Here is a 21,719-nt window from a genome sequence, read left to right as displayed (position 1 = left end):
TTGGGGTCGCCACCGGCTCGCAACCGGTGGGCCTGGGCGCACCGCCGACCGGAGCGCGCGCACGCAGGCGGCGTGTTGGCCGCCGACCGGGGATCTCCCCCTTACCCGCGCAGGACGTCGATCATAGTGGAGATGGAAAGGCCGAGCAGAACGATGGCGGCGAGCTGCTGGATCCGGCGCAGCGGAGCAACCCGCAGCAGGAAGTGGCCAAAGGCGGCAGCCAGCCCAGTGACGGTGCACAAGGCCAGCAACGCGCCGACGCCGACGGGGATCGGGCGGTGGTAGCGGGCCGCGAGGGTGGCGGTGAGAATCTGGGTGAGATCACCGAACTCGGCGACGAGGACAACACCGAACGCCTCGACCCATACGCGTCTCGCGGCGGGTCCCCCGACGACGCCGGCGGCCTTGTGCCCCTCCAGTTCGGCGGGGTCGGCGGGGCGGGAACGCAGAAGGAGGACCGCACCGACGAAGAACAGCGCCCCGGCGACCAACTCGACAGCCCTTCGGGGCAGCGCCGCGACCAGGCCGCCGACGGCGGTGGCGACACCGACGTGTACTGCGAACGCTGCCCAAATCCCAGCGAGAACCGGCAGCGGCCGGTAGCGGGCGCCCAGAACGAGTGCTGCCACGAACGTCTTGTCCGGCAGTTCGGCCGGGAAGACCACAGCGAAGGCGGTCGCTGCAATGATGACATTGTCCACAGCGAGCCCCCGCCGGCCCGGGGCCAGCCCACCCCGGCAGGGCGGCGTGTGATGAGCCCCTTCGGGGGCTCCTGCCTGGTCGAACGGCATCCTACCCGGCCCGCGGACCTCACGAACCACGAAACACGCCCCCCGTGGGGACGCCGCAGCACAAGAAACGTTCGCCCGCTGGGGCTGGCAATCTTGGTTCGGGGTCCCGAAATCACCAAAGATGTCGTGGCCCTGTTGCGCAACCCCGACCAGATCGCGCTCTGCCTTGCCGATCCCGATCCCGCGGCGCCTGCCGTTGACGAGTTGCTCCGCTACGAGCCGCCCGTGCGGTTCACCCACCGGGTCGCGTTGGGTGAGCGTGAACGAAACGGGTGCCGAGCCGGACGTCACCGCCCCTCGCGCCGACGCGCCGCGGGTCGTCTTCGATGCTGGTCGCGGGCGCTCGCCCGCGGGTTCGACCCCGGCCCGCTCCACAGGTATTCAGGACTATTAGTGTGATTTGGGATTTCGTCAAACCTCAAACCTTTTGCTAGGCGTAAAGTTCGCATAATGCGAACCGGGCGATGCCCGCAGTGCGCCACCAGGCGTGCGAAGTCCTTCGGCCGGCGACGGGCGTACGTCCGCTCCACGGGGCCGTACCCCACCCGCCGGCCCGGTGCTCGGTGAGCACGGCGGGCAGCTCGACATCCAGGCCGAATTTCTCCGTCAACCCGGGCTACCCGGCCGTCTGCGGGGTGGTCGCCAGCCCGCGGTGTGGTCCTGGCTGAGGATGGCCGCCGCCCACCTCGCAGACGAACGTCCACGAGCCGTCATCCATCGGCGCGGGCTGGATGAACTCGTCCGGGTGGAAGGGGCGTACCTGTGTATCCACGCCACAGCTGCACGGGTCGCGAGCTGTGCGTCGCGCCGTATGCTGGTCCTGGCTGCAGTGCGCCGGAGACGCCAGCGAGGAGGTCTCGTCCATGAGCNNNNCNNNNATNNNCNANCCGTTGTNCCCGCCGCTGCGCCCCACGGTCACCGTCGAGGAGCTCCTGGCCGCGAGAGGTACCCAACCCATCCGCTCGCTCGACGACCTGGCCGCTGACACCTTCGATTCCGACGAGGAGCTCGACGAGTTCCTCGCGTTCACCTACGCCGAGCGTCGTCGCGACGTCGCCTGAGCCGTCGCCGTGCAGCCCGTCGTCCTTGACACCGACATCGCCTCCCTGAGTCACAAGCGCAGGCTCAGCAGGCCCGTGGCAACCCACCTGATCGGCCGCCGGCCGCTGATCACCTTCGTGACCTTCGGTGAGCTCACCAAGTGGACCGATCCGCGAGACTGGGGTAGTCGTCGACGTCAGGAACTCGCCGACTGGCTTTCGGGAATCCCTGTACTGCCCGGAGACGAAGCCGTCGCTGCCACCTGGGGCGTACTCTCCGCAGCCGCCACCCGGGCCGGACAGCCCCGTCCAGTCAACGACATGTGGATCGCGGCGTGCTGCCTCACCCACAATCTGCCGCTCGCCACCTTGAACCTGAAGGACTGCATGTACTTCAGGGATCATCATGGTCTACGGATTCTTGGCGAGGAGTAACCGCTGCTTCCGAACGGCGGGCCCCGGGGNCATGCGGTACGCCGTGGTGGCCGGCTGCGACGTCGCCACCGTGACGACTCAGCCGGGATCGAAGTCCCAGCAGAACACGCAGCGCGCCGGTTTCGACCTCCTCCACACCCGCGCCATCCTCAACGCGCGGCGATGTTGGCGGGCCAGCCCGAGGCTGTCCGGTCAGCCATGGAGAAGACCGGTGGCGGAAACGGCCGGCGCAGGTTGGCGCTGCTAAAAAGAGCCATGACCACGACACCACGAATTCAGCAGTACCAGGGCGATCGACGCGAGCTCCGCCCTCTGTTCGAGCTGGCCGAAGACTCGGCCAGTCAACTCGACGCCTACCTCCACCTCGGCCACGTTCTGGTCGCGCTCCTCGACGACCGAATCGTGGGACATCTTCAATTCGTTCCCACCGGACACCCACAGACGGTCGAGATCAAGAACATGGCAGTGCTGAAGCCCCATCAGGGACATGGGATAGGCCGGGCGCTCATCGAGTCACTGGTCGAGCTTCTCGCGGGTGCTCCGGTGACCGCGCTGCTCGTCGCGACGGCCGCCGCCGACATCGACAACCTGCGCTTCTACCAGCGGCGCGGGTTCCGGTTCCGCTCGGTCGAACGCGACGCTTTCACGGCGGCGACGGGCTACCCCGGCTGCGTCGTCATCGACGGCATCGAGCTGCGCGACCGGGTCTGGCTTGACCTGGCGCTGCCCGCCACCGGGCCCCGCGTCGAAAACCGGGACCTTCTCCTGGCCAGCCGCCCCGGGTTGTTCGAAGCCGAGCACTGCCTCCCGCACACCGGCCTGGGCTAAGTAGGGAGCCGACCGGCCGGCCTGAGCAGGAACGTTGCGACCTATATCGCCGTGGCCATGATCCTCGGCATCTATTTCGCGCTGAGCTCCGGCACCGTGGACAGCATCGTCTACGACGTCGTCCTGGAGGAGACAGGCTCGAGCAAGCTCTACGAGACCTGGATCGGCCGGGTCACCATGATCGAGAACGGTGTTCTCGTGGTCAGCGCGCTGGCCGGTGGGGCGATCGCCGGCTGGGCCTCCGCGCGGGTGGCCTCCTTCGCCACCTTGCCGTTCGTGGCGGCTTCGGCCGTGGCGGTCTCGGCCGTGGCGGTCTCGGCCGTGGCGGTCTCGGCCGGTCAGGCTCGGGGCGCCTCGCCGAGAGGTAAGGCGGCATGAGAGCACCATTGGACGCTCACATGCAACGGCCCAGGCGGCGTACTCCAGCCAAGTCTCGATGAGAGAGCTCGGGCGCGGCTCGGGTGGATATTGCTAATCGAAGATGTCGGCGGCAGTGACGGTGAGACATCCTGGCGGCGCGTTACGGATCTCCTCGCGAGCGCACAGCGCGAGGCGCGCCNGGGCAGAGCCTTCGGTCCCGCCACTGTCAGGGCCGGCAGCTCCGTCGTCTGTCTGGCGCTCCGAGGCTGCTGGAACGGCCGATGTAATAGCGTGAGCCTTTTCCAGGAGCCGGCTGGAGATCCGTCGACCGTCAACAGAGCGCGCCCACTTCGCCTCGCCGAACAGAACCGGGTGTCGGTCCCTGCCCGCGAGCACGACCGCATCGATCTCGTTCTGCCCACCCGCGTTCCAACAAGGCCCGACCGCGACGATGTCCCTGCCCAGCGCGCCGACGACCGCGAGTCGGCGTAGGTGCTCGCGAAACGCTTCCTCCCACGGTTTGCCGAGATGGTCGTCCAGACTCTCGATCAGTACTGGCAGCAGTGCTTTCCCTAATCCACGCTCGATCTCCGCGCGGTACCGAGACAGCACGCCGAGATAGAAAGCGAGGAAATTGTCGGCGATCCGGTAGACGCGCCGACGGCTGCGCGCTGGTTCGGTGACGGGCATCAGCCGTTCGACCAGCCGCAGCTCGACGAGCCGATCCAGAGTACGGGCCGGTTCAGCCCGAATATAGTCCTTGATCTCGTTGTACTGGGTGCGGCCCTCGGCGATCGCGTGGAGCACGGCCGCCGGGTATTCACCGTGCTCCACCTCGGTGGCAAGCACGAGTTGGCCCTCGGTGAGCAGCGGCGCCCCGGGCCGGCAGGCCAGCCGTAGCAGGTTGTCAGCGAGATCGGCGCCCTGGTCCCACCACGACAGATACAACGGAACTCCGCCAACCAGCCCGTAGACGAGCGCCCGGTCGGATGGCGTCAGGCTGGGCAGCATGAGTGCGGCCTCGTGCGGACGGAACGGATGCAGCGACAGTGACAGATCAAATCTGCCGTACAGAGGCGCCCGCTGCTCCTGTAGCGCGGTCATGTGCCGCACGGCCGACCCGCACACGAGCATCCGCAGCCTGGTCCGGCCGGCTGTTCGATCGAGGAAGGCCCGCAGGACTCCGGGCAGTTCGGGTGAGGTGGCGACGATCTCGGGAAACTCGTCCAGGATGACGAGGAGCGGCTCCTGCTCAGCCGCCGCGGCGAGGTCGTCGAGCGCGTCGTCCCAGTCGAGATAGGGACGAGCAGCGAGATCACGGATTCGCCCCGGTAGCGCGATGGCCGCCTGACGGGANAGTTGCGCCAGTTCCCCAACTGCCGCCCGACCGGCTCCGGTGTGGGACACCGACCGACGGCCCTGGGCGAAGCGCTGCAACAGCGCGGTTTTGCCGACCCGTCGCCGTCCCCCCACCACCGCCGGCCGGGGGTCGGTCGAGCGCCACCACGCCTCCAGAGCGGCGAGTTCGTCGGTGCGATTCACAAAGGCCACCGCCGCCCCGCCTCCCTCCAGCAACTCACACCACCTGTAACTTACTTGCTATGTAAGTTATACCCAGCGCCATCCGTACGCGGCTCGCGACATCCACGATTCTGTGATCTTTCCGCCTACCCGGCCGACAACCCTGACCGGATCGTGCTGCACGAGCTCATCCGGAGAGGGATCACGATGACGCCGCTCACGGACCACCTCGCCTACCGTAGGACCTCGTCCTGCGCGGCATCGCCAGCCTCCCGGTCCGCTTCAAACAGCACGCCGGTGTCCTCGGTCAGGTGCCGACGTAGGCCGCGAGGTGCTCGCCGGTGAGGGTGGAGCGGGCTGCGACGAGGTCGGCGGGGGTGCCCTCGAAGACGATCCGGCCGCCGTCGTGGCCAGCGCCGGGACCGAGGTCGATGAGCCAGTCGGCGTGCGCCATGACCGCCTGGTGGTGCTCGATGACGATGACCGACTTGCCGGCGTCGACGAGCCGGTCGAGCAGGCCGAGCAGCTGCTCGACGTCGGCGAGGTGCAGGCCGGTGGTCGGCTCGTCGAGGACGTAGACGCCGCCCTTCTCGGCCAGGTGGGTGGCCAGCTTGAGCCGCTGCCGCTCGCCGCCGGACAGCGTGGTGAGCGGCTGGCCGAGGCTGAGGTAGCCGAGCCCGACGTCGGCGAGCCGGTTGAGGATGGCGTGCGCGGCCGGCGTGCGCGCCTCCCCGGCGCCGAAGAACTCCTCGGCCTCGGTCACCGACATCGCGAGCACCTCACTGATGTCGCGGCCGCCGAGATGGTGCTTCAGCACCGATGCTTCAAACCGTTTCCCCTCGCACTCCTCGCAGGTGGTGGCGACGCCGGCCATCATCGCCAGGTCGGTGTAGATGACCCCGACGCCGTTGCAGGTGGGGCAGGCGCCCTCGGAGTTGGCGCTGAACAGCGCCGGCTTCACGCCGCCCGCCTTCGCGAACGCCTTGCGGATCGGGTCGAGCAGTCCGGTGTACGTCGCCGGGTTGCTCCGTCGCGAGCCGCGGATCGCGCCCTGGTCGATCGACACCACACCCGCGCCGGCTGGCCCCGAGAGATGGGGGATCGACCCGTGCACGAGCGAGCTCTTGCCGGAGCCGGCGACGCCGGTGACGACGACAAGCACCCCGAGCGGGATGTCGACGTCGACGCCGCGCAGGTTGTGCGCCGTCGCGCCGCGGATCGCTAGCCGGCCGGTGGGCGTCCGCACCGCCTCCTTGAGGGCGGCCCGGTCGTCGAGATGGCGGCCGGTGCGGGTGCCGCTGACCCGCAGCCCCTCGACGGTGCCCTCGAAGCAGACGGTGCCGCCCGCTGTTCCGGCGCCGGGGCCGAGGTCGACGACGTGGTCGGCGATCGCGATCGTCTCCGGCTCGTGCTCCACGACGAGCACCGTGTTGCCCTTGTCCCGCAGCCGTAGCAGCAGGTCGTTCATCCGCCGGATGTCATGGGGGTGCAGGCCCGTGGTGGGCTCGTCGAAGACGTAGGTGACGTCGGTGAGGGAGGAGCCGAGGTGGCGGATCATCTTGACCCGCTGCGCCTCGCCGCCCGACAGCGTGCCCGACGGCCGGTCGAGCGAGAGGTAGCCCAGCCCGATCTCCACGAACGAGTCGAGGGTCCGCCGCAGCGTGGCGAGCAGCGGCGCGACCGACGGCTCGTCGAGGCCGCGGACCCATTCGGCCAGGTCACTGATCTGCATCGCGCAGGCGTCGGCGATGTTGATCCCTTTGATCCTGGAGGACCGAGCCGCCTCGCTGAGCCGGGTGCCGCCGCAGTCGGGACAGGCGGTGAAGGNGACCGCCCGGNCCACGAACGCCCGGATATGCGGCTGCAGGGCGTCGGGATCCTTGGCGAGGAACGACTTCTGGACCTTGGGGACCAGCCCCTCGTAGGTGAGGTTGACACCGTTGACCTTCACCTTGGTCGGTTCCTTGTAGAGGAAGTCCCGGAGTTCCTTCTTCGTGTACTGGCGGATCGGCTTGTTCGGGTCGAGGAAGCCCGACTCGATGAAGATCCCCACCGTCCACCAGCCGTCCACCTTGTAGCCGGGAATGGTGATCGCGCCCTCGGCGAGCGACTTGGAGTCGTCGAAAAGCTGGGTGAGGTCGATCTCGGAGACCGTGCCCCGGCCTTCGCAGCGCGGGCACATGCCGCCGGCGCGGGTGTAGGTCTGTTTCACGGTCTTGGTCTTACCGGCACCGCGTTCGACCGTGACCGCGCCGGCCGCTCGGACCGAGGGGACGTTGAAGGAGAACGCGTTGGGCGAGCCGATGTGTGGCTCGCCGAGCCGGCTGAACAGGATGCGCAGCATCGCGTTCGCGTCGGTGGCGGTGCCGACCGTGGAGCGGGCGTCGGCTCCCATCCGCTGCTGGTCGACGATGATCGCGGTTGTCAGCCCTTCGAGTACGTCGACCTCGGGCCGCGCCAGCGTCGGCATGAAGCCCTGCACGAAGGCGCTGTACGTCTCGTTGATCAGCCGCTGCGACTCGGCGGCGATCGTGCCGAACACCAGCGAGCTCTTGCCCGAGCCGGAGACGCCGGTGAACACCGTCAGCCGGCGCTTCGGGATCTCGATGCTGACGTCCCTGAGGTTGTTCTCGCGCGCGCCGTGCACGCGGATCACATCGCTGCGGTCGGCAACGTGCGGCGCCGGCGACCGCGGGTCCGGCGACCGCGGGTCCGGCGACCGCGGGTCCGTCCTCGTGGCCGTGCTCATGGCCGTGCTCATCGTGTCTCCATCTGCCTGGTGCACGGGAGGTGCCTGGTGCACGGGAGGTGCCGTCGGGCCGGTCATGCTGCGATCGCCGGACGGCTCAGCGGAGCTCGTTGATGCGGATCAGGNTGCCCGCGGGATCGCGGGAGGCGCAGTCGCGAACGCCGTACGGCTGCTCGGTCGGCTCCTGGACGACCTCGGCGCCGCTGGCCTGCAGCCGCGCGAAGGTGCCGTCGAGGGCGGCGGTGGCCAGCGACGAGCAGCCGACCGCGAAACAGACCTCGGTGACACTCAGGTCGCCACGACGCAGCAGCGCCATTGCGCGCTCGATGCGCCGCGCCATCAGATAGGCGTACGGCGACTCGCCGTAGGCGAGCCGGAACTCGCGGCTGAGATGCCCGGCCGACATGTGCGCGCCGCGGGCGAGCGCCTCGACATCCAGCGGCCGCGCGTACTCCCGGTCGATCCGGTCGCGGACGCGGCGCAGCCGCGCGAGGTCGATCAGGCGCCGCGCCGCGACGGGTCTGCTCGTCACCTGCCAGATCGTGCCACATCGCGCCGAGCACGTGGACGGGCCGGGCAACGGACAGGTGAACGGTCCACTCCGCCGCGCCCTGGGTGGCGATGGGACCGTGCAGGTTCAGTACCGCGTCACGGATTCGCTCATGTGCCCTTCCTCGCTGCTGGAGTGGATGTGCCGACGGCGGGTCGTGGTTCGGTGAGCGTGGTTACGAGTTCGTCGATCAGATTCTCGTCAACGGGTTGGCTGGTGGCAAGCATCCGGTACCAGATGACGCCGAAGACGAGGTCAGCGGCGGTGCCAGGGGNAGGGACGGGNGGCAGCTCGCCGCGGGTCCGGGCCCGGTCGAGGATGATCCCGAGCGCGTCACGGCGGCGCTGCAAGAACGAGGAGCGGAACCGTCCCCGGAACTCCTCGTCGATCTGAGCGTGGGCCATCAGTGCGCGCAGTGCATCGGCTACCCGCTGGTCACGGCCCAGCCGGAAGCTAGCCGTGAGGAAGGCACGCAGGTCGGCGGTGTAACTGCCCTCGTCCGGGATGGGCACGTGCAGGTCGGCCTTGGTGGCCAGCGCGTCAAGCAGCACGTCGGCCTTGGACGGCCACCAGCGGTAGATCGTCTGTTTGCCCGCGCCGGAGCGGGCCGCGATGCCCTCGATCGTCAAGCCTGCGTAGCCAACCTCTCCCACGAGCTCGATCGCCGCGGCAAGGATGGCCAGCCGGCTCTCCTCGCTGCGCTTGCGTCCGGGTCGGACCGGGATGGGGTGGTCGGTCACGGAGGCATGCTATCGTCAATCCGATACGAGACGTAACGGTTCGATTTAGGAGATCACGTGAGCGAGCACACCGCGCTGGTCGTCGGGGGAACGTCTGGGATCGGGTTGGCCACCGCCCGGCGGCTGCAAGCCCTTGGCGCAACGGTCCACGTTGTCGGCCGCGGCAAGCAGCGGCTCGATGACGTCGCGGCCAGCGACCCGGAGCTGATCGTCCACCGGGCGGACGGCGGCAACCGTGCCGAGATCAGCGCCGTCATCGAGACGATCGGCCGAATCGACTGGCTGATCATCAGCCTCAGTGGCAGCGAAGGTTCGGGATCTGTCGCTGACCTGGACTTCGACATGCTCCGCCGAGCCTTCGACGCGAAGTTCTGGGCTCACCTCACCACCATCCAGGCGGCTGTGCCGCACCTCACAGCGACCGGCTCCATCACGTTGCTCGGCGCGATCACCGCCCGCGCCGGAATGCCAGGAACCGCAGGCATCGCAGCCCTCAACGGCGCCGTCGAGGCCCTGGTCAAGCCGCTTGCTGTGGAACTCGCGCCGATCCGGGTCAACGGCGTCTCCCCCGGCCTGGTCGACACCCCCTGGTGGAGTGGCATACCCGACGAGGCCCGGAAGGCATACTTCGCCCAAGCCGCCCAGGCGCTCCCCACCCAGCGGATCGCGACCGCGGACGACATCGCCGAGGTCACCGTCGTCGCAGCCACCAACGCCAACCTCACCGGCACAGTCATCGAGACCGACGGCGGGGCCCGTCTCGTGTCGATGGGCTGACCAGCCTTCCAACCCGTCAGCGACGTCTTCTGCCGACAGCCCCGCGTGCAACGCGTCCAGCAGTCGCGGGGCAGCACCAGCGCGATCCCGTCAGCGGTGGTTGGTCAGCAGCCGCTTGACCACCTGGTTAGACGGGCCGGCCTGGATGGTGCCCAGCTCCCGCAGCACGGCCCGCGACCAGCCATCGGGAAGATCGCCGGCCGCCGTGTCACCGCTCCGCAGGACGATGCGTGCGACGTTCTCGTTCGCCCGGTCGGCGGTCCGCACCTGGCCCGCCGTCGCTGGGCACGGTGGCACCCGCGCGGGGGTGTGTAAGAACAACGGCTCTGCCAAGATTCCGGTGGTGACAGGCCCGGTCCCGGGATGCCACGCGGAGCTCGGCATCCCGGGGTCATCCCCCGGCGGACATCGCGGCCCCGGGAACCGACCGATAGTCGGCGAACACGGTGGGCCGGTCAGGTGGCCGGTCAGGTGGCCGAGGTCTGCGCGAGCAGCCCCTCGAGCGCCGGGCCGACGATCCGCTTGAACATCCGTCGGGTCCGGGTCCGGTCCAGCATGCCGACCTCCAGGTTGGCGGCCGCGAGGACCCGCTCGCCGTTCTGCGGCAGGCCCGGGGGCACCCCGACGGTCAGGGCCTGCACCGCGACACGCAGCGCCTCGGCGAGCGGCTGGCCGTCCCGGTGATGCTCCTTCAGCGACGTCGTGACCTGCTCGGAGGCGCCACCGATCGCGACGAAACCCCGCTCGTCGGCGATCGACCCGTCATAGGTCAGCCGGTAGATCTGGTCGTCGGCGATCGAGGTGCCGACCTCGGCGACGACGATCTCGACCTCGTAGGGCTTGACGCTCTCGCTGAAGATCGCACCGAGGGTCTGCGCGTAGGCGTTGGCGAGCGCGCGGCTGGTCACGTCACGCCGGTCGTACATGTAGCCACGCGAGTCCATGAGGCGGATGCCCGCCGTCCGCAGGTTCTCGAACTCGTTGTACTTGCCGACCGCGGCGAACGCGATGCGGTCGTAGATCTCACTGATCTTGTGCAGGGTCGCCGACGGATTCTCGGCGACGAACAGGATCCCGTTCTCGTAGGTGAGGACGACGACGCTGCGACCCCGCGCGATGCCCTTGCGCGCGTACTCGGACTTGTCGCGGACCTGCTGTTCGGGGCTCGCGTATCCGAACGGCATGGTCACGTCAGCCTCCCGAGTTCGTCGAACGGTCCGCGATGATGGCCGTCACCACCGGTTCTATCTCATCGTCGGCATAGCGACGGTAGCCGTCCGCCGTCACGACCGCGACGATCGGGTACAGCTTGCGGATTACGTCCGGCCCGCCGGTCGCCGAGTCGTCGTCGGCGGCGTCGTAGAGGGCCTCGACGCTGATCCGGACGGCGTCGTCCTGGCTGAGATCGGACCGGAACCGCTTCTTCAGTGAACCCTTCGCGAACACCGAGCCCGAACCGATCGACTCGTACGTGCGTTCCTCCGACTTCGCCGCCGCGATGTCGTAGGAGAAGATCCGCCCTTTGCCCGTGTCGAGGTCGTACCCGGCGAACAGCGGGACGACGGCGAGGCCCTGCAGGGCCATCGGCAGGTTCCCCTTGACCATGGCCGCCAGCCGGTTGGCCTTCGCGTCCAGGCTCAGCGTCGACCCCTCGATCTTCTCGTAGTGCTCCAGCTCCACCTGGAACAGCCGGATCAGCTCGGCGCCGACCCCGGCGGTGCCGGCATACCCCACACAGGAGTAGTCGTCGGCGTGATGGACCTTCTCGACGTCCCGCTGAGCGATCATGTGCCCCTGTGTCGCGCGCCGGTCACCGGCCATGATCACGCCACCGGGAAACGCCACCGCCACGATCGTCGTGCCGTGCGCCACCTCGGTGACCGGCCCCGGCAGGCCACTCCGGGCCCCCGGCAGCAGGTGCGGCGCCGACCGCGACAGGAAATCGGCGAACGACGATGTTCCCGGCGTCATGAACACAGCCGGTAGGCGCCCGGCGGCCCCCAATGGATCAGCCACGCATCCCCCTTCCGATAGTCGGTCACGTGGGCCGCGCGCCCGGGGCGTCCCCGAGGCTCCCGGCCCGACGTTACAGATGAAGCACAACATAGGGCTATCGCCCCCCGAAGCTGGCGGGCAGGCCGGTCGAACGGGTCGGCCGGGTCGGCCGGGAAGGCGGTCACGGCCGCGCGTGCGGCCCGCCGACCTGCACCGGGGCACGCGGGCGGTGCGGGGCCGGACCCCCGCGGAACGCGGCCTCACCCGGCGGCGTCGACCCCGCCAGAGCTACCACCGCCGGGCGTCATCCACGGCGCCCGATACCGCCGGCTACCGGACCGCCGGCTACCGGACCGCCGGCTACCAGACGGCCGGCTACCAGACGGCCGTTACTGGCCGCCCTTCTGGACATAGCCCTTCACGAACTCCTCGGCGTTCTCCTCCAGGACGTCGTCGATCTCATCGAGCAGGGAATCGACGTCCTCGGACAGCTTCTCGTGCCGCTCCTTGAGGTCGGAGGCACTCGTGTCCTCGGTCGCGACGTCGTCGATCTCCTCCGCCCGACGGTCCGCGCGTTGCTGCCCGCCGCCGCTGTCCCTGGTGGCCATGAAGCCCTCCTTCGATCGCCTGGCGCGACACTATCCCGCCCCACCGACACCATCCGTTCGATCGGTGAGAGGTCCACTCCATCACGAACCAGCCGCTACGTCGCGACGTCCGCCCAGGGCGCAACGTGAACCTCCTGCCAGGGATCGGCGCCGGCTCTCCCGACCGGGATCGGCGCCGGCTTTCAGCGGCCGGCGAGCGCGTCCACCAGATCACTCGCCGTGGGGCAGCGGGTGAGCAGCTCGCCCACGTGCGCCTTCGTGCCGCGCAGCGGCTCCAGCGTCGGCACCCGCTGCAACGAGTCCCGACCGATGTCGAAGATGACCGAGTCCCAGGACGCGGCGGCGACCTGCTGCGGGTAGAGCGCGAGGCAGCGGCCCCGGAAGAAGGCGCGGGTGTCCTCAGGAGGCTCGGTCATCGCCCGGGTGACCTCCTCCTCGCTGACGACGAGATCGAACCGGCCCCGGGCCACCAGGCGGTTGTAGAGGCCCTTGTCCGGACGGACGTCGTGGTACTGCAGGTCGACGAGCTCCAGCCGCGGCGAGTCCCAGGCCAGGCCGTCCCGCGACCGGTAGCCCTCCAGGATCGACAGCTTCGCGACCCAGTCAAGCTCGCGGACGCAGCTCATCGGGTCGACCTCGAGGCGGCCGAGGATCGACTCCCAGCGGGAGAGCACGTCGGCGGTCTGGCTGTCGACGTCGGCACCGAACCGGTCCTCGACGTACTTGCGGGCCTGTTCGAAGTACTCCATCTGCAGCTGCACCGCGGTCATCCGACGACCGTCGCGCAGAGTAACCAGATGCTTGAGGGAGGGATCGTGCGAGATCGCCCGCAGCGCCGCCACGGGCCCGTCCACCGACAGGTCCGCGGTGAACCAGCCGTCCTCGATCATCGAGAGGACCAGGGAGGTCGTTCCCACCTTCAGGTAGGTGGCGACCTCGCTCATGTTCGCGTCGCCGATGATGACGTGCAGCCNGCGGTACTTCTCCGGGTCGGCGTGCGGCTCGTCCCGGGTGTTGATGATGGGCCGCTTCAGCGTGGTCTCGAGCCCCACCTCGACCTCGAAAAAGTCGGCCCGCTGGCTGATCTGGAACCCCGGCTCCCGGCCGTCGACACCGATCCCGACCCGCCCGGCCCCGCAGACGACCTGACGGGAGACGAAGAACGGGGTGAGGTTACGGACGATCTCCCCGAAGGGCGTCGACCGTGCCATCAGGTAGTTCTCATGGCATCCGTACGAGACGCCCTTGTTGTCGGTGTTGTTCTTGTAGAGGTAGACCGGCTTGGAGCCGGGCACGGACAACGCCCGGCGGGCGGCCTCGGCCATCACCCGCTCCCCGGCCTTGTCCCACAGCACGGCGTCGCGAGGGTTGGTGACCTCGGGCGAGGAGAACTCCGGGTGCGCATGATCGACGTAGAGCCGCGCCCCGCTGGTCAGGATGACGTTGGCCAAGCCGAGATCGTCCTCGTTGGCCGGGGCGCTCGGATCGACCGCCGGCTCGCGGGGCAGTTCGAAGCCCCGGGCGTCGCGCAGCGGTGACTCCTCCTCGAAGTCCCATCGGGCGCGGCTACCCGGCGCCGACGTTCGACTGGCATACGAGTTCACCACCAACGACGAAGCCAACATCTGATTGGTGTTCGGCTGACCGGGCACCGATACGCCGTACTCGGTCTCGATCCCCATGATCCGACGCGCGCTCACTCTGCAAGCGTAGGTGCTACACGGGCGGTCGGTTAGCCGGACGTCTGCCTTGTTTGCTCTGGGCCGCTCGGGATGACACGTCCGCAGCCACGCCTATCGTCAGAATTCGGTGGCGACACGGTAGTCCGACCGACCGGCGTCCACCGCGGATGCGGGCGGGAGGATACACCCAGGGGTGCCAGTGCCGCGATGCCCAACGCAACGCCGCGATGCCACCCAGAGCACCGCCGTGACCCCGGGGCCGAGTGACCCCGGGGTCACGGCGGTGGCACGTGTCCCGCCGTTGGGCGGAACACGGGACCCGAGCCCCTTACAGATAACGGCCGTTACAGGTACTACTGCGACCGTTACAGGTACTGGCCGGTGTTCGCGATCGTGTCGATCGAACGGCCGGCCTCGGTACCCTTCGTTCCGGTGACGAGCGTGCGGATGTAGACGATCCGCTCGCCCTTCTTCCCGGAGATCCGGGCCCAGTCGTCCGGGTTGGTCGTGTTCGGGAGGTCCTCGTTCTCCTTGAACTCGTCCATGCAGGCGGCGAGCAGGTACTGCATGCGCAGCCCCTTCTGCCCGCCCTCGATGTGCTCCTTGACCGCCATCTTCTTGGCCCGGGCGACGATGTTCTCGATCATCGCGCCGGAGTTGAAGTCCTTGAAGTACAGGACCTCCTTGTCGCCGTTGGCGTAGGTCACCTCGAGGAAGCGGTTCTCCTCGCTCTCCGCGTACATCCGCTCGACCACGCGCTGGATCATGGCCTGAACGGTCGCCTCCCGGTTACCGCCGAACTCGGCCAGGTCATCCGGGTAGAGCGGCAGCTCCGGCACGACGTACTTGGCGAAGATGTCCCGAGCCGCCTCGGCATCGGGCCGCTCCACCTTGATCTTCACGTCGAGCCGACCCGGCCGCAGGATCGCCGGATCAATCATGTCCTCGCGGTTGGACGCGCCGATCACGATGACGTTCTCGAGCTGCTCGACGCCGTCGATCTCGCTGAGCAGCTGCGGGACGATCGTGTTCTCCACGTCCGAGGACACCCCCGAGCCACGGGTCCGGAAGATCGAGTCCATCTCGTCGAAGAACACGATCACCGGCATTCCCTCGGACGCCTTCTCACGCGCCCGCTGGAACACCAGCCGGATCTGCCGCTCGGTCTCGCCGACGAACTTGTTGAGCAGCTCGGGACCCTTGATATTCAGAAAGAACGCCCGACCGGTGCCCTGGCCGCCGGTCTTCGCCTCGACCTTCTTGGCCAGCGAATTGGCGACCGCCTTGGCGATCAGCGTCTTGCCGCAGCCGGGCGGGCCGTAGAGCAGCACACCCTTCGGTGGCTTGAGCTGATGCTCCCGGTAGAGCTCCTTGTACAGGAACGGCAGCTCGACCGAGTCCCGGATCGACTCGATCTGGCTCTTCAGGCCGCCGATCTGTTCGTAGCCGATGTCGGGAACCTCTTCGAGGACGAGCTCCTCGACCTCGGACTTGGGAATCCGCTCGAAGGCGTAGCCGGAACGGGACTCGATCAACAACGAGTCCCCGGACCGGATCGGTCCATCGAGAAGCGGCTGGGCCAGCATGACCACCCGCTCCTCGTCGGTGTGACCGAGCACCAGCGCCCGGTCCCCACCCTCGAGGACCTCTTTGAGTAGGACGATCTCACCCTGCCGCTCGAACGCGCGCGTCTCGACCACGTTCAGCGCCTCGTTGAGNATGACCTCCTGGCCGGGCAAGAGATCACTGATGTTGACGCTCGGCGACACGGTCACCCGGAGCTTTCTGCCCTGAGTGAACACGTCGACGGTGCCGTCTTCGTAGGAGGAGACGAAGATCCCGTAGCCGCTGGGCGGCTGCGCGAGCCTGTCGACCTCCTCCTTCAGGGTGACGATCTGGTCTCGCGCCTCGCGGAGAGTCGCGACGAGCCTGTCGTTCTGTCCCGTGACAGCCGACAACTCCGCCTGGATCTCCGCGAGCCGTTCCTCCAGCACCCTGAGCTGCCTGGGCGATTCGGACAACTTACGCCGCAGCATGGCCACTTCCTCTTCCAGGAAGGCGACCTGCGTCGTGAGCTCGTGTNTTTCCTTCTCGTACGCCGACCGCCGTGATTCGGCATCACCTGGACGACCCGTGCTCCCATCGGAGCCAGAGCCCGAACGGGGACCGGACACTGCGCCTCCNCCNCCCCCGTGCTGACCGGGACGCNCCCACACTNCCGTTGTGACCGCCGCTGGCAGGCCGGTCGGGCAAGGACGATCCAGCTTTGCCGTAAACAGCGGGTTACGGTGCCATGCTGACAGAAGATCGGAGCCCTGTGGCAACTCCAGCGAAGCCGGGCGTTTCGGCAGACCTGCGGGTGCGGGTCGACCAGGATGCCTGCACCGGCGACGGTCTGTGCGCGCAACTCGCTCCCGCCGTCTTCGAGTTCGACGTCGACGGTCTGGCCTACGTCAAGGACAGCGCGGGCGAGCTGCAGACGCAGCCCGGCGCCTACGTCCCGGTGCCGCTGCCGCTCGTCGACGCGGTGGTCGACGCGGCCGACGAGTGTCCGGGGACGTGCATCTACGTGGAACGCCCCGACGGCACGCTGGAGGCCGGCGGGCCCGTCGGCTGACGATGGGCCCGGCCGGCCGGCACACTCGCGACCACGGCCTGCCCCATGGGACCCCATGGGAATGGCCTGCCCCATGGGACCCCATGGGATACGTCACATCGGCTGGATCGTCGCCGACCCTGGGTCGGCGTCCCGGGATCGGTCGGTCTCGGCCCTGGGCTCGGTCTCGGCCCTGGGCTCGGGGGCGGTCTCGGAGGCGGGATCGATCCCGATCGGCGCGCCCTTCGCCGGCCGGCGGCGGCGCACCGGAGGAGTGACCCCCTCGGCGAGGCGCCGCGCGGTCACCAGGAAACCGGTGTGGCCGACCATGCGGTGGCCAGGCCGCACGGCCAGACCCTCGACGTGCCAGTCCCGCATTATCGACTCCCACGCCGCGGGCTCCGTGAACGTGCCGTGCGCCCGTAGCGTCTCGACGATCCGGGAAAGCTGGGTGGTGGTAGCGACGTAGGCACAGACCACCCCGCCGGGCACCAGCGCCGCGCTGACGGCGTCAACGACCTCCCAGGGCGCGAGCATGTCGAGGACGGCCCGGTCGACGTCACGCTCGGTTGTCTCGGCCAGCTCCCCGACCAGCACGGTGTGGGCGGGATGCGGGCCGCCGAAGAACGCCTCGATGTTGCGCCGGGCAATCTCGGCGAAGTCCGCGCGCCGCTCGTAGGAGACCAGACGCCCGCAGTCGCCGATGGCACGCAGCAGCGAGCACGACAGCGCCCCGGACCCGACGCNGGCCTCTAGCACCCTGGCGCCCGGGAAGATGTCCGCGTAGGTGACGATCTGCGCCGCGTCCTTGGGGTACACCACGGTCGCCCCGCGCGGCATGGACAGCACGAAGTCGACGAGCAGCGGGCGCAGCGCCAGGTAGTCGGTACCACCCGTGCTGGTGACGACGATCCCCTCCGGCCGGCCGAGCAGGGCGTCGTGCTCGACGGCTCCCCGGTGGGTGTGAAACTGCCTGCCCGGTTCGAGGACGACGGTGTGCCGGCGCCCCTTGGGATCAGTCAGCTGCACCCGGTCACCCTTGGTGAACAGGCCTCGGCGATGAGCGGCGCCGGTCGGAGGCGGAGCGTAACCGCCGGCCAGGGACGGCACCTGCCCCGGGGACACCGACTCGTCGGGCGGGGCGCTCACCGGGACGCCACCATGCGGGCGGCGGCGGCCGGATCGATACGGGCGACGAGATCCACCATCGCGAGCACGCCGACCGGGCGGCCCGCCTGCTTGACGAGGTACTCCGACGCCGGCACCCGCTGCACGGCCGCCAGCAGGGCCTCGCCTTCCAGATCGGCGTCGAGGACCATGCCGGGCGAGATCACCCGACTCACTTCATCCACGGTCATCCAGGGTCTCCGATGCTCCGGCAGCGCGTCGACCGCGGAGCCATTCATGATCTTCAGGGGGCTGCCGTCACGGTCGATCACCGCGACGGCGGTGGCGCCGACCTCCTGAGCTCGCCGCAGCGCCTCCGCCAGCGGAACGGCACCCTCGACGGGCAGCGTCCGGCGCGCAAGGCGACCGGCGCACAGGCCGGGCAGCCGCTCCCGCACCTGCGCGGCGCGCAGCGACTGGTAGGCCGCGAACGCGAGGAAGCCCGCCAGAGCATAGGTGTACACCATGCCGATGCCGTCGGAGGTCGACGCACCCCAGACGACCAGGCCGGCGGCGACGACGAACCCGCCGTAGGCACCGGCCCGCAGCCCCCGCAGCTTGTCGCGCGTCAGACCCCACACCGCGGCGACGACCACCCGTCCACCGTCCAGCGGGAGGCCCGGTGCCAGGTTGAAGAGGAACAACGCGGCGTTGATGAGTCCGAGATCGTGCAGGACCGCGGCGGCGTCGCTGGTGTCGTCGAGGCCGAGCAGGCCGAGGTGACAGCCGGCGGCCAGCACCCCGTTGACCGCCGGGCCGACGAAGGCGATCAGGAACTCGCGGCCGGCGCTGCGGGGCTCCGGCTCGAACTCGGTGAACCCGGCGAAGCCGTGCAGGGTCACGGACCGCACGGTGTGACCGAACGCCAGCGCCGTCAGAGCGTGACCGATCTCGTGGGCGAGCAGGGAGGCCAGGAAGCCGATAGAGATCAACGAGGAGAGCGCGAGGATCCGCCCGTCGGACGCCAGCGGCAGCCGGTCGCGGATCGAGCCGGAGAGCAGGTAGGCGACGAGGACGGCGAAGACGAGGGCGAACGGCGAGATGACGATGGGAACACCGCGGATCCGCCCGACCGGCACGCNGGGGGGTCGCTCACTCGGAGCCTGCCCCGCCGGGCCCGCGCCGCCGTGGGCGCTCGAACCCGCGCCGCTCGAACCCGCGCCGCCCGAACCCGCGCCGCCGTGCTGATCCGCCATGGATCCGATGCTACGGACCATACCCCGACCCGTCGTCCGGGACCGAGTGGCGAAGATGTCGGTAGGGGGATCTAGGGTCCAGGACATGACCTCGACGCAGCGCTCTCCTGCCATCCCGGGATCGGTGGCGTCGGCCGCACCCCGGCCGTTGATCGGTTCGCTGTCACCGTCGCGGGCGGCGGACTTCGTCAACTGTCCGTTGCGCTACCGGTTCCGGGTCGTCGACCGGCTCCCCGAGCCGCCGAGCGAGGCCGCGACCCGCGGGACCGTGGTGCACGCGGTCCTGGAGAAGCTGTTCGATCTCCCGGCGTCCCGGCGTACCCTGCAGGCCGCGCGGGAGCTGGTCGAGCCGGCCTGGGATACGGTGCGCGCCCGCGAGCCGGCGGTCGAGGCGCTGTTCGGTGGCCGCGACGAACTGGCGGCGTGGTTGGAGTCGGCCCGCGAACTGCTCGCCGGATACTTCGCGCTGGAGGATCCGTCACGGCTGGCGCCGGTGGCCCGCGAGCTGTACGTCGAGCACGTGCTCGACTCCGGCCTGCGGCTGCGGGGCTACCTGGACCGGCTTGACGAGGCGACCACGGCGCAGGGACCCGCCCTGCGGGTGGTCGACTACAAGACCGGCCGCTCGCCCGGCCCGGCGTTCGAGAGCTCGGCGATGTTCCAGATGAAGTTCTACGCCCTGCTGCTCTGGCGGATCCGTGGGGTGATCCCGCGCGAGCTGCGGCTGTACTACCTCGGTGACCGCACCTGGCTGCGGGCCACCCCCGACGAGGCCGACCTGCGGGCCGCCGAGCGACGGATCGAGGCCCTGTGGGCGGCGATCGACCGCGCGCACCGCACCGGGGACTGGCGCGCCACCCCGAACAGACTGTGTTCCTGGTGCGACCATCAGGCTCGATGCCCAGCCTTCGGCGGCACCCCACCACCGCTACCGCAGCAGACATCCGCGGTGCCGCTCGACGAGACCGCCCCCGCCGTCTGCGAGGCGGACGGCTGATGGCGGTCTTCAGGCCGGACCCCGTCCGGACCCCGTTCCCCGCGGACAGCCCGTTTACGGTGCCGGCATCCTCAGCTCGCCGGCGGCGGTGGCTCCACCGGGCGTCCTCGGAGGCATGCCATATCGCCCGATCACCAAAAGTAATATTGGTCGGACCTTCAATACTGCCGGCGGTACAGTCAGCGACGGCGAGATGCCGATCATCGTTCGGTCGTTGGGGAGATCGACCACGGTAGCCGAACAGCCGTCCCAGGTCAGTCGGGGCCGAGCGCAGGCAGGGCAGGCACGACGTGTCGAGAGGGACCGTGTCGAGAGGGACACGGCGCGCCGCGAGGGAGAGGACATCACGATGGCCCGACGGACCGGATCGTCCCGAGGCGGGAAGCGGGGCGCGGTCGCGGGCAGCCCGCCCGGCCGAGAGGACCGCGGGTCGCGGCCCGGCGAGTACGGTGCCGGCCGTGACGGCCGGGTTCCCGAGCACCCGGGCGGCCGGCGAGAAGACGGACCGGACGCCGCACCCGCGGCCCGCGCCGCCAGGCTGACGAAGGTCTACGGCTCCGGTGACACCACCGTCACGGCACTGCGCGAGATCGACCTGGCCTTCCCCCGCGGCCGATTCACCGCGATCATGGGGCCGTCCGGGTCGGGGAAGTCGACGCTGATGCACTGCCTGGCCGGGTTGGACACGGTCACCCGGGGACGGGTCTTCATCGGCAACGTGGACCTGTCCCGGCTGTCCGACAAGCAACTGACCCGGTTGCGTCGCGACCGCATCGGGTTCATCTTCCAGCAGTTCAACCTGCTGCCCACGCTGACCGCGGCCGAGAACATCACGCTGCCGTTGAGCATCGCCGGGCGTTCGCCGGATCGGGCCTGGATGCGCACCGTCATCGACGCGGTCGGTCTCGCACCGCGGTTGAAGCACCGGCCGAGCGAACTCTCGGGCGGTCAGCAGCAACGGGTCGCCTGTGCGCGGGCCCTGGTCACCCGGCCGGAGATCATCTTCGCCGACGAGCCGACCGGCAACCTTGACTCCCGGTCGGGAGCCGAGGTGCTGTCGTTCCTGCGTGACTCGGTCTCCGAACTCGGGCAGACGATCGTCATGGTCACCCACGACGCGACGGCGGCGTCCTACTCGGATGAAGTGATCTTCCTTGCCGACGGTCGACTCGTTGACGCGATCGCGAACCCGACCGCGGAGGAGGTGCTGGACCGGATGAAGCACCTCGACGCCGCCGCGGGCGGCTTGGCGGCCGACGGCGAGATCGCCGACGACCGGGACGACCATAACGACACCGACGGTCGCTACGGGCCTGCCGGTGACTACGACGACTACGCCTACCCGGACCAGGCCTACCCGGACCAGGCCTACCCGGACCAGGCCTACCCGGACCAGCCGACCTACGGGCGAGACGAGCACGATCCCTACCAGGGCCACTACCCGGAGCGGCGCACCGGCCAGTTCGAGGCGATCCCCGCCCCGGACCTCGGGCCCGACGCCGGTGGGCAGCCGGCGTCAAGGCGGGTCGGCGGCACGCGCCACGGCGAGGAGTACTACTCCGGCCGCTCCCACCACCGGCCGGTGCCGAGGCCTGGCGGCGGGCCTCCGCTCACCGACCCCGGCCGTGTCGACGGCGGGGGGGACAGTTACCACCCGGACGGCACGGAGCCGGCGGGCTGGGCCTGA

20 protein-coding genes and 2 pseudogenes are annotated in these 21,719 nt (G+C 69.4%); 9 read left to right on the top strand and 13 right to left on the bottom strand.

What is annotated here, in order from left to right; all coding sequences use genetic code 11:
• Window positions 1-101: 101 nt before the first annotated feature.
• Window positions 102-701 (bottom strand): TMEM165/GDT1 family protein, encoded by a 600-nt coding sequence (locus tag ALLO2_RS13315; RefSeq protein ID WP_035732410.1) that lies wholly within the window; start codon window positions 699-701, stop codon window positions 102-104.
• Between the two features lie 953 nt (window positions 702-1,654).
• Here ALLO2_RS13315 and ALLO2_RS23385 point away from each other — a divergent pair.
• The 5 genes and pseudogenes from ALLO2_RS23385 to ALLO2_RS13300 all read left to right on the top strand — a co-directional run bounded on the left by ALLO2_RS23385 (window position 1,655) and on the right by ALLO2_RS13300 (window position 3,472).
• Window positions 1,655-1,852, top strand: a pseudogene (locus ALLO2_RS23385) (hypothetical protein).
• A gap of 9 nt (window positions 1,853-1,861) precedes the next feature.
• On the top strand, window positions 1,862-2,266 hold the full coding sequence (locus ALLO2_RS13310; RefSeq protein ID WP_011437014.1) for a type II toxin-antitoxin system VapC family toxin: 405 nt from the start codon (window positions 1,862-1,864) through the stop codon (window positions 2,264-2,266).
• Window positions 2,267-2,306: 40 nt separating this feature from the next.
• Window positions 2,307-2,513 (top strand): annotated as a pseudogene (locus tag ALLO2_RS28270) (hypothetical protein); the annotation flags it as partial.
• Between the two features lie 8 nt (window positions 2,514-2,521).
• Window positions 2,522-3,094: a GNAT family N-acetyltransferase gene (locus tag ALLO2_RS13305; protein WP_049760924.1), complete on the top strand. Its 573-nt coding sequence runs from the start codon at window positions 2,522-2,524 to the stop codon at window positions 3,092-3,094.
• 57 nt (window positions 3,095-3,151) lie between these two features.
• Window positions 3,152-3,472 carry a hypothetical protein gene (locus tag ALLO2_RS13300; RefSeq protein WP_011437016.1) on the top strand — a complete coding sequence of 107 codons (321 nt, stop codon included), beginning with the start codon at window positions 3,152-3,154 and terminating at the stop codon, window positions 3,470-3,472.
• 93 nt (window positions 3,473-3,565) lie between these two features.
• Here the strand turns inward: ALLO2_RS13300 and ALLO2_RS13295 are convergent, their stop codons facing one another.
• From ALLO2_RS13295 to ALLO2_RS13280, 4 genes are all read right to left on the bottom strand, one after another.
• Window positions 3,566-5,005 (bottom strand): ATP-binding protein, encoded by a 1,440-nt coding sequence (locus tag ALLO2_RS13295; protein ID WP_232235082.1) that lies wholly within the window; start codon window positions 5,003-5,005, stop codon window positions 3,566-3,568.
• A gap of 277 nt (window positions 5,006-5,282) precedes the next feature.
• Entirely contained in the window at window positions 5,283-7,724 is a 2,442-nt protein-coding gene (locus ALLO2_RS13290) for an excinuclease ABC subunit UvrA (RefSeq protein WP_035732407.1), read from the bottom strand.
• Between the two features lie 97 nt (window positions 7,725-7,821).
• A complete protein-coding gene (locus ALLO2_RS13285) occupies window positions 7,822-8,256 on the bottom strand; it encodes a helix-turn-helix domain-containing protein (RefSeq protein WP_084588430.1) in 435 nt (144 codons plus the stop codon).
• Window positions 8,257-8,384: 128 nt separating this feature from the next.
• Window positions 8,385-9,014 (bottom strand): TetR/AcrR family transcriptional regulator, encoded by a 630-nt coding sequence (locus tag ALLO2_RS13280; RefSeq protein ID WP_035732406.1) that lies wholly within the window; start codon window positions 9,012-9,014, stop codon window positions 8,385-8,387.
• A 57-nt stretch (window positions 9,015-9,071) separates the two neighbouring features.
• Here ALLO2_RS13280 and ALLO2_RS13275 point away from each other — a divergent pair, with 57 nt between their 5' ends.
• Window positions 9,072-9,791 (top strand): SDR family oxidoreductase, encoded by a 720-nt coding sequence (locus ALLO2_RS13275; protein WP_023841073.1) that lies wholly within the window; start codon window positions 9,072-9,074, stop codon window positions 9,789-9,791.
• A gap of 90 nt (window positions 9,792-9,881) precedes the next feature.
• Here ALLO2_RS13275 and ALLO2_RS25640 read toward each other — a convergent pair whose 3' ends face one another.
• The 6 genes from ALLO2_RS25640 to arc all read right to left on the bottom strand — a co-directional run bounded on the left by ALLO2_RS25640 (window position 9,882) and on the right by arc (window position 16,250).
• Window positions 9,882-10,058, bottom strand: coding sequence for a hypothetical protein (locus tag ALLO2_RS25640; RefSeq protein WP_157493378.1), 177 nt, complete (start codon window positions 10,056-10,058; stop codon window positions 9,882-9,884).
• 200 nt (window positions 10,059-10,258) lie between these two features.
• Window positions 10,259-10,981, bottom strand: coding sequence for a proteasome subunit alpha (gene prcA / locus ALLO2_RS13265; RefSeq protein WP_023841072.1), 723 nt, complete (start codon window positions 10,979-10,981; stop codon window positions 10,259-10,261).
• A 1-nt stretch (window position 10,982) separates the two neighbouring features.
• The gene (gene prcB, locus ALLO2_RS13260) at window positions 10,983-11,807 is read right to left on the bottom strand and encodes a proteasome subunit beta (RefSeq protein WP_023841071.1); all 825 of its coding nucleotides are present in this window, start codon (window positions 11,805-11,807) and stop codon (window positions 10,983-10,985) included.
• Window positions 11,808-12,175: 368 nt separating this feature from the next.
• Window positions 12,176-12,394, bottom strand: a complete 219-nt coding sequence (locus ALLO2_RS13255; protein ID WP_011437025.1) for a ubiquitin-like protein Pup — start codon at window positions 12,392-12,394, stop codon at window positions 12,176-12,178.
• Between the two features lie 182 nt (window positions 12,395-12,576).
• A complete protein-coding gene (gene dop / locus ALLO2_RS13250; protein WP_369808155.1) occupies window positions 12,577-14,094 on the bottom strand; it encodes a depupylase/deamidase Dop in 1,518 nt (505 codons plus the stop codon).
• 347 nt (window positions 14,095-14,441) lie between these two features.
• A complete protein-coding gene (gene arc, locus ALLO2_RS13245; protein WP_035732402.1) occupies window positions 14,442-16,250 on the bottom strand; it encodes a proteasome ATPase in 1,809 nt (602 codons plus the stop codon).
• Between the two features lie 119 nt (window positions 16,251-16,369).
• Between arc and ALLO2_RS13240 the strand changes: the two genes are divergently transcribed.
• Window positions 16,370-16,693, top strand: a complete 324-nt coding sequence (locus tag ALLO2_RS13240; protein ID WP_011437028.1) for a ferredoxin — start codon at window positions 16,370-16,372, stop codon at window positions 16,691-16,693.
• Window positions 16,694-16,786: 93 nt separating this feature from the next.
• On the opposite strand, the gene ALLO2_RS13235 is transcribed toward ALLO2_RS13240, so the two are convergent.
• Window positions 16,787-17,773, bottom strand: a complete 987-nt coding sequence (locus tag ALLO2_RS13235; protein WP_051875215.1) for a tRNA (adenine-N1)-methyltransferase — start codon at window positions 17,771-17,773, stop codon at window positions 16,787-16,789.
• Between the two features lie 44 nt (window positions 17,774-17,817).
• Window positions 17,818-19,035 (bottom strand): site-2 protease family protein, encoded by a 1,218-nt coding sequence (locus ALLO2_RS13230; protein ID WP_084588433.1) that lies wholly within the window; start codon window positions 19,033-19,035, stop codon window positions 17,818-17,820.
• 85 nt (window positions 19,036-19,120) lie between these two features.
• On the opposite strand from ALLO2_RS13230, the gene ALLO2_RS13225 reads away from it, so the two are divergent.
• Together ALLO2_RS13225 and ALLO2_RS13220 are read left to right on the top strand one after the other, a co-directional pair.
• Window positions 19,121-20,032, top strand: a complete 912-nt coding sequence (locus ALLO2_RS13225) for a PD-(D/E)XK nuclease family protein (protein WP_023841067.1) — start codon at window positions 19,121-19,123, stop codon at window positions 20,030-20,032.
• 349 nt (window positions 20,033-20,381) lie between these two features.
• Window positions 20,382-21,719, top strand: coding sequence for an ABC transporter ATP-binding protein (locus ALLO2_RS13220; RefSeq protein ID WP_011437032.1), 1,338 nt, complete (start codon window positions 20,382-20,384; stop codon window positions 21,717-21,719).

Origin of the sequence: Frankia sp. Allo2, assembly GCF_000733325.1 — a bacterium.
Taxonomy (GTDB): Bacteria; Actinomycetota; Actinomycetes; order Frankiales; family Frankiaceae; genus Frankia; species Frankia casuarinae.
The sequence above is the reverse complement of the archived record's forward strand: the minus strand, read 5'-3'. Positions and strand labels throughout refer to the sequence as shown.

Bases quoted from the DNA above. Each gene is read 5' to 3' on its own strand.
- ALLO2_RS13220 (WP_011437032.1), top strand. From the start codon at position 20,382: ATGGCCCGACGGACCGGATCGTCCCGAGGCGGGAAGCGGGGCGCGGTC.
- ALLO2_RS13305 (WP_049760924.1), top strand. From the start codon at position 2,522: ATGACCACGACACCACGAATTCAGCAGTACCAGGGCGATCGACGCGAG.
- ALLO2_RS13300 (WP_011437016.1), top strand. From the start codon at position 3,152: ATGATCCTCGGCATCTATTTCGCGCTGAGCTCCGGCACCGTGGACAGC.
- ALLO2_RS13225 (WP_023841067.1), top strand. From the start codon at position 19,121: ATGACCTCGACGCAGCGCTCTCCTGCCATCCCGGGATCGGTGGCGTCG.
- ALLO2_RS13255 (WP_011437025.1), bottom strand. From the start codon at position 12,394: ATGGCCACCAGGGACAGCGGCGGCGGGCAGCAACGCGCGGACCGTCGG.
- ALLO2_RS13240 (WP_011437028.1), top strand. From the start codon at position 16,370: ATGCTGACAGAAGATCGGAGCCCTGTGGCAACTCCAGCGAAGCCGGGC.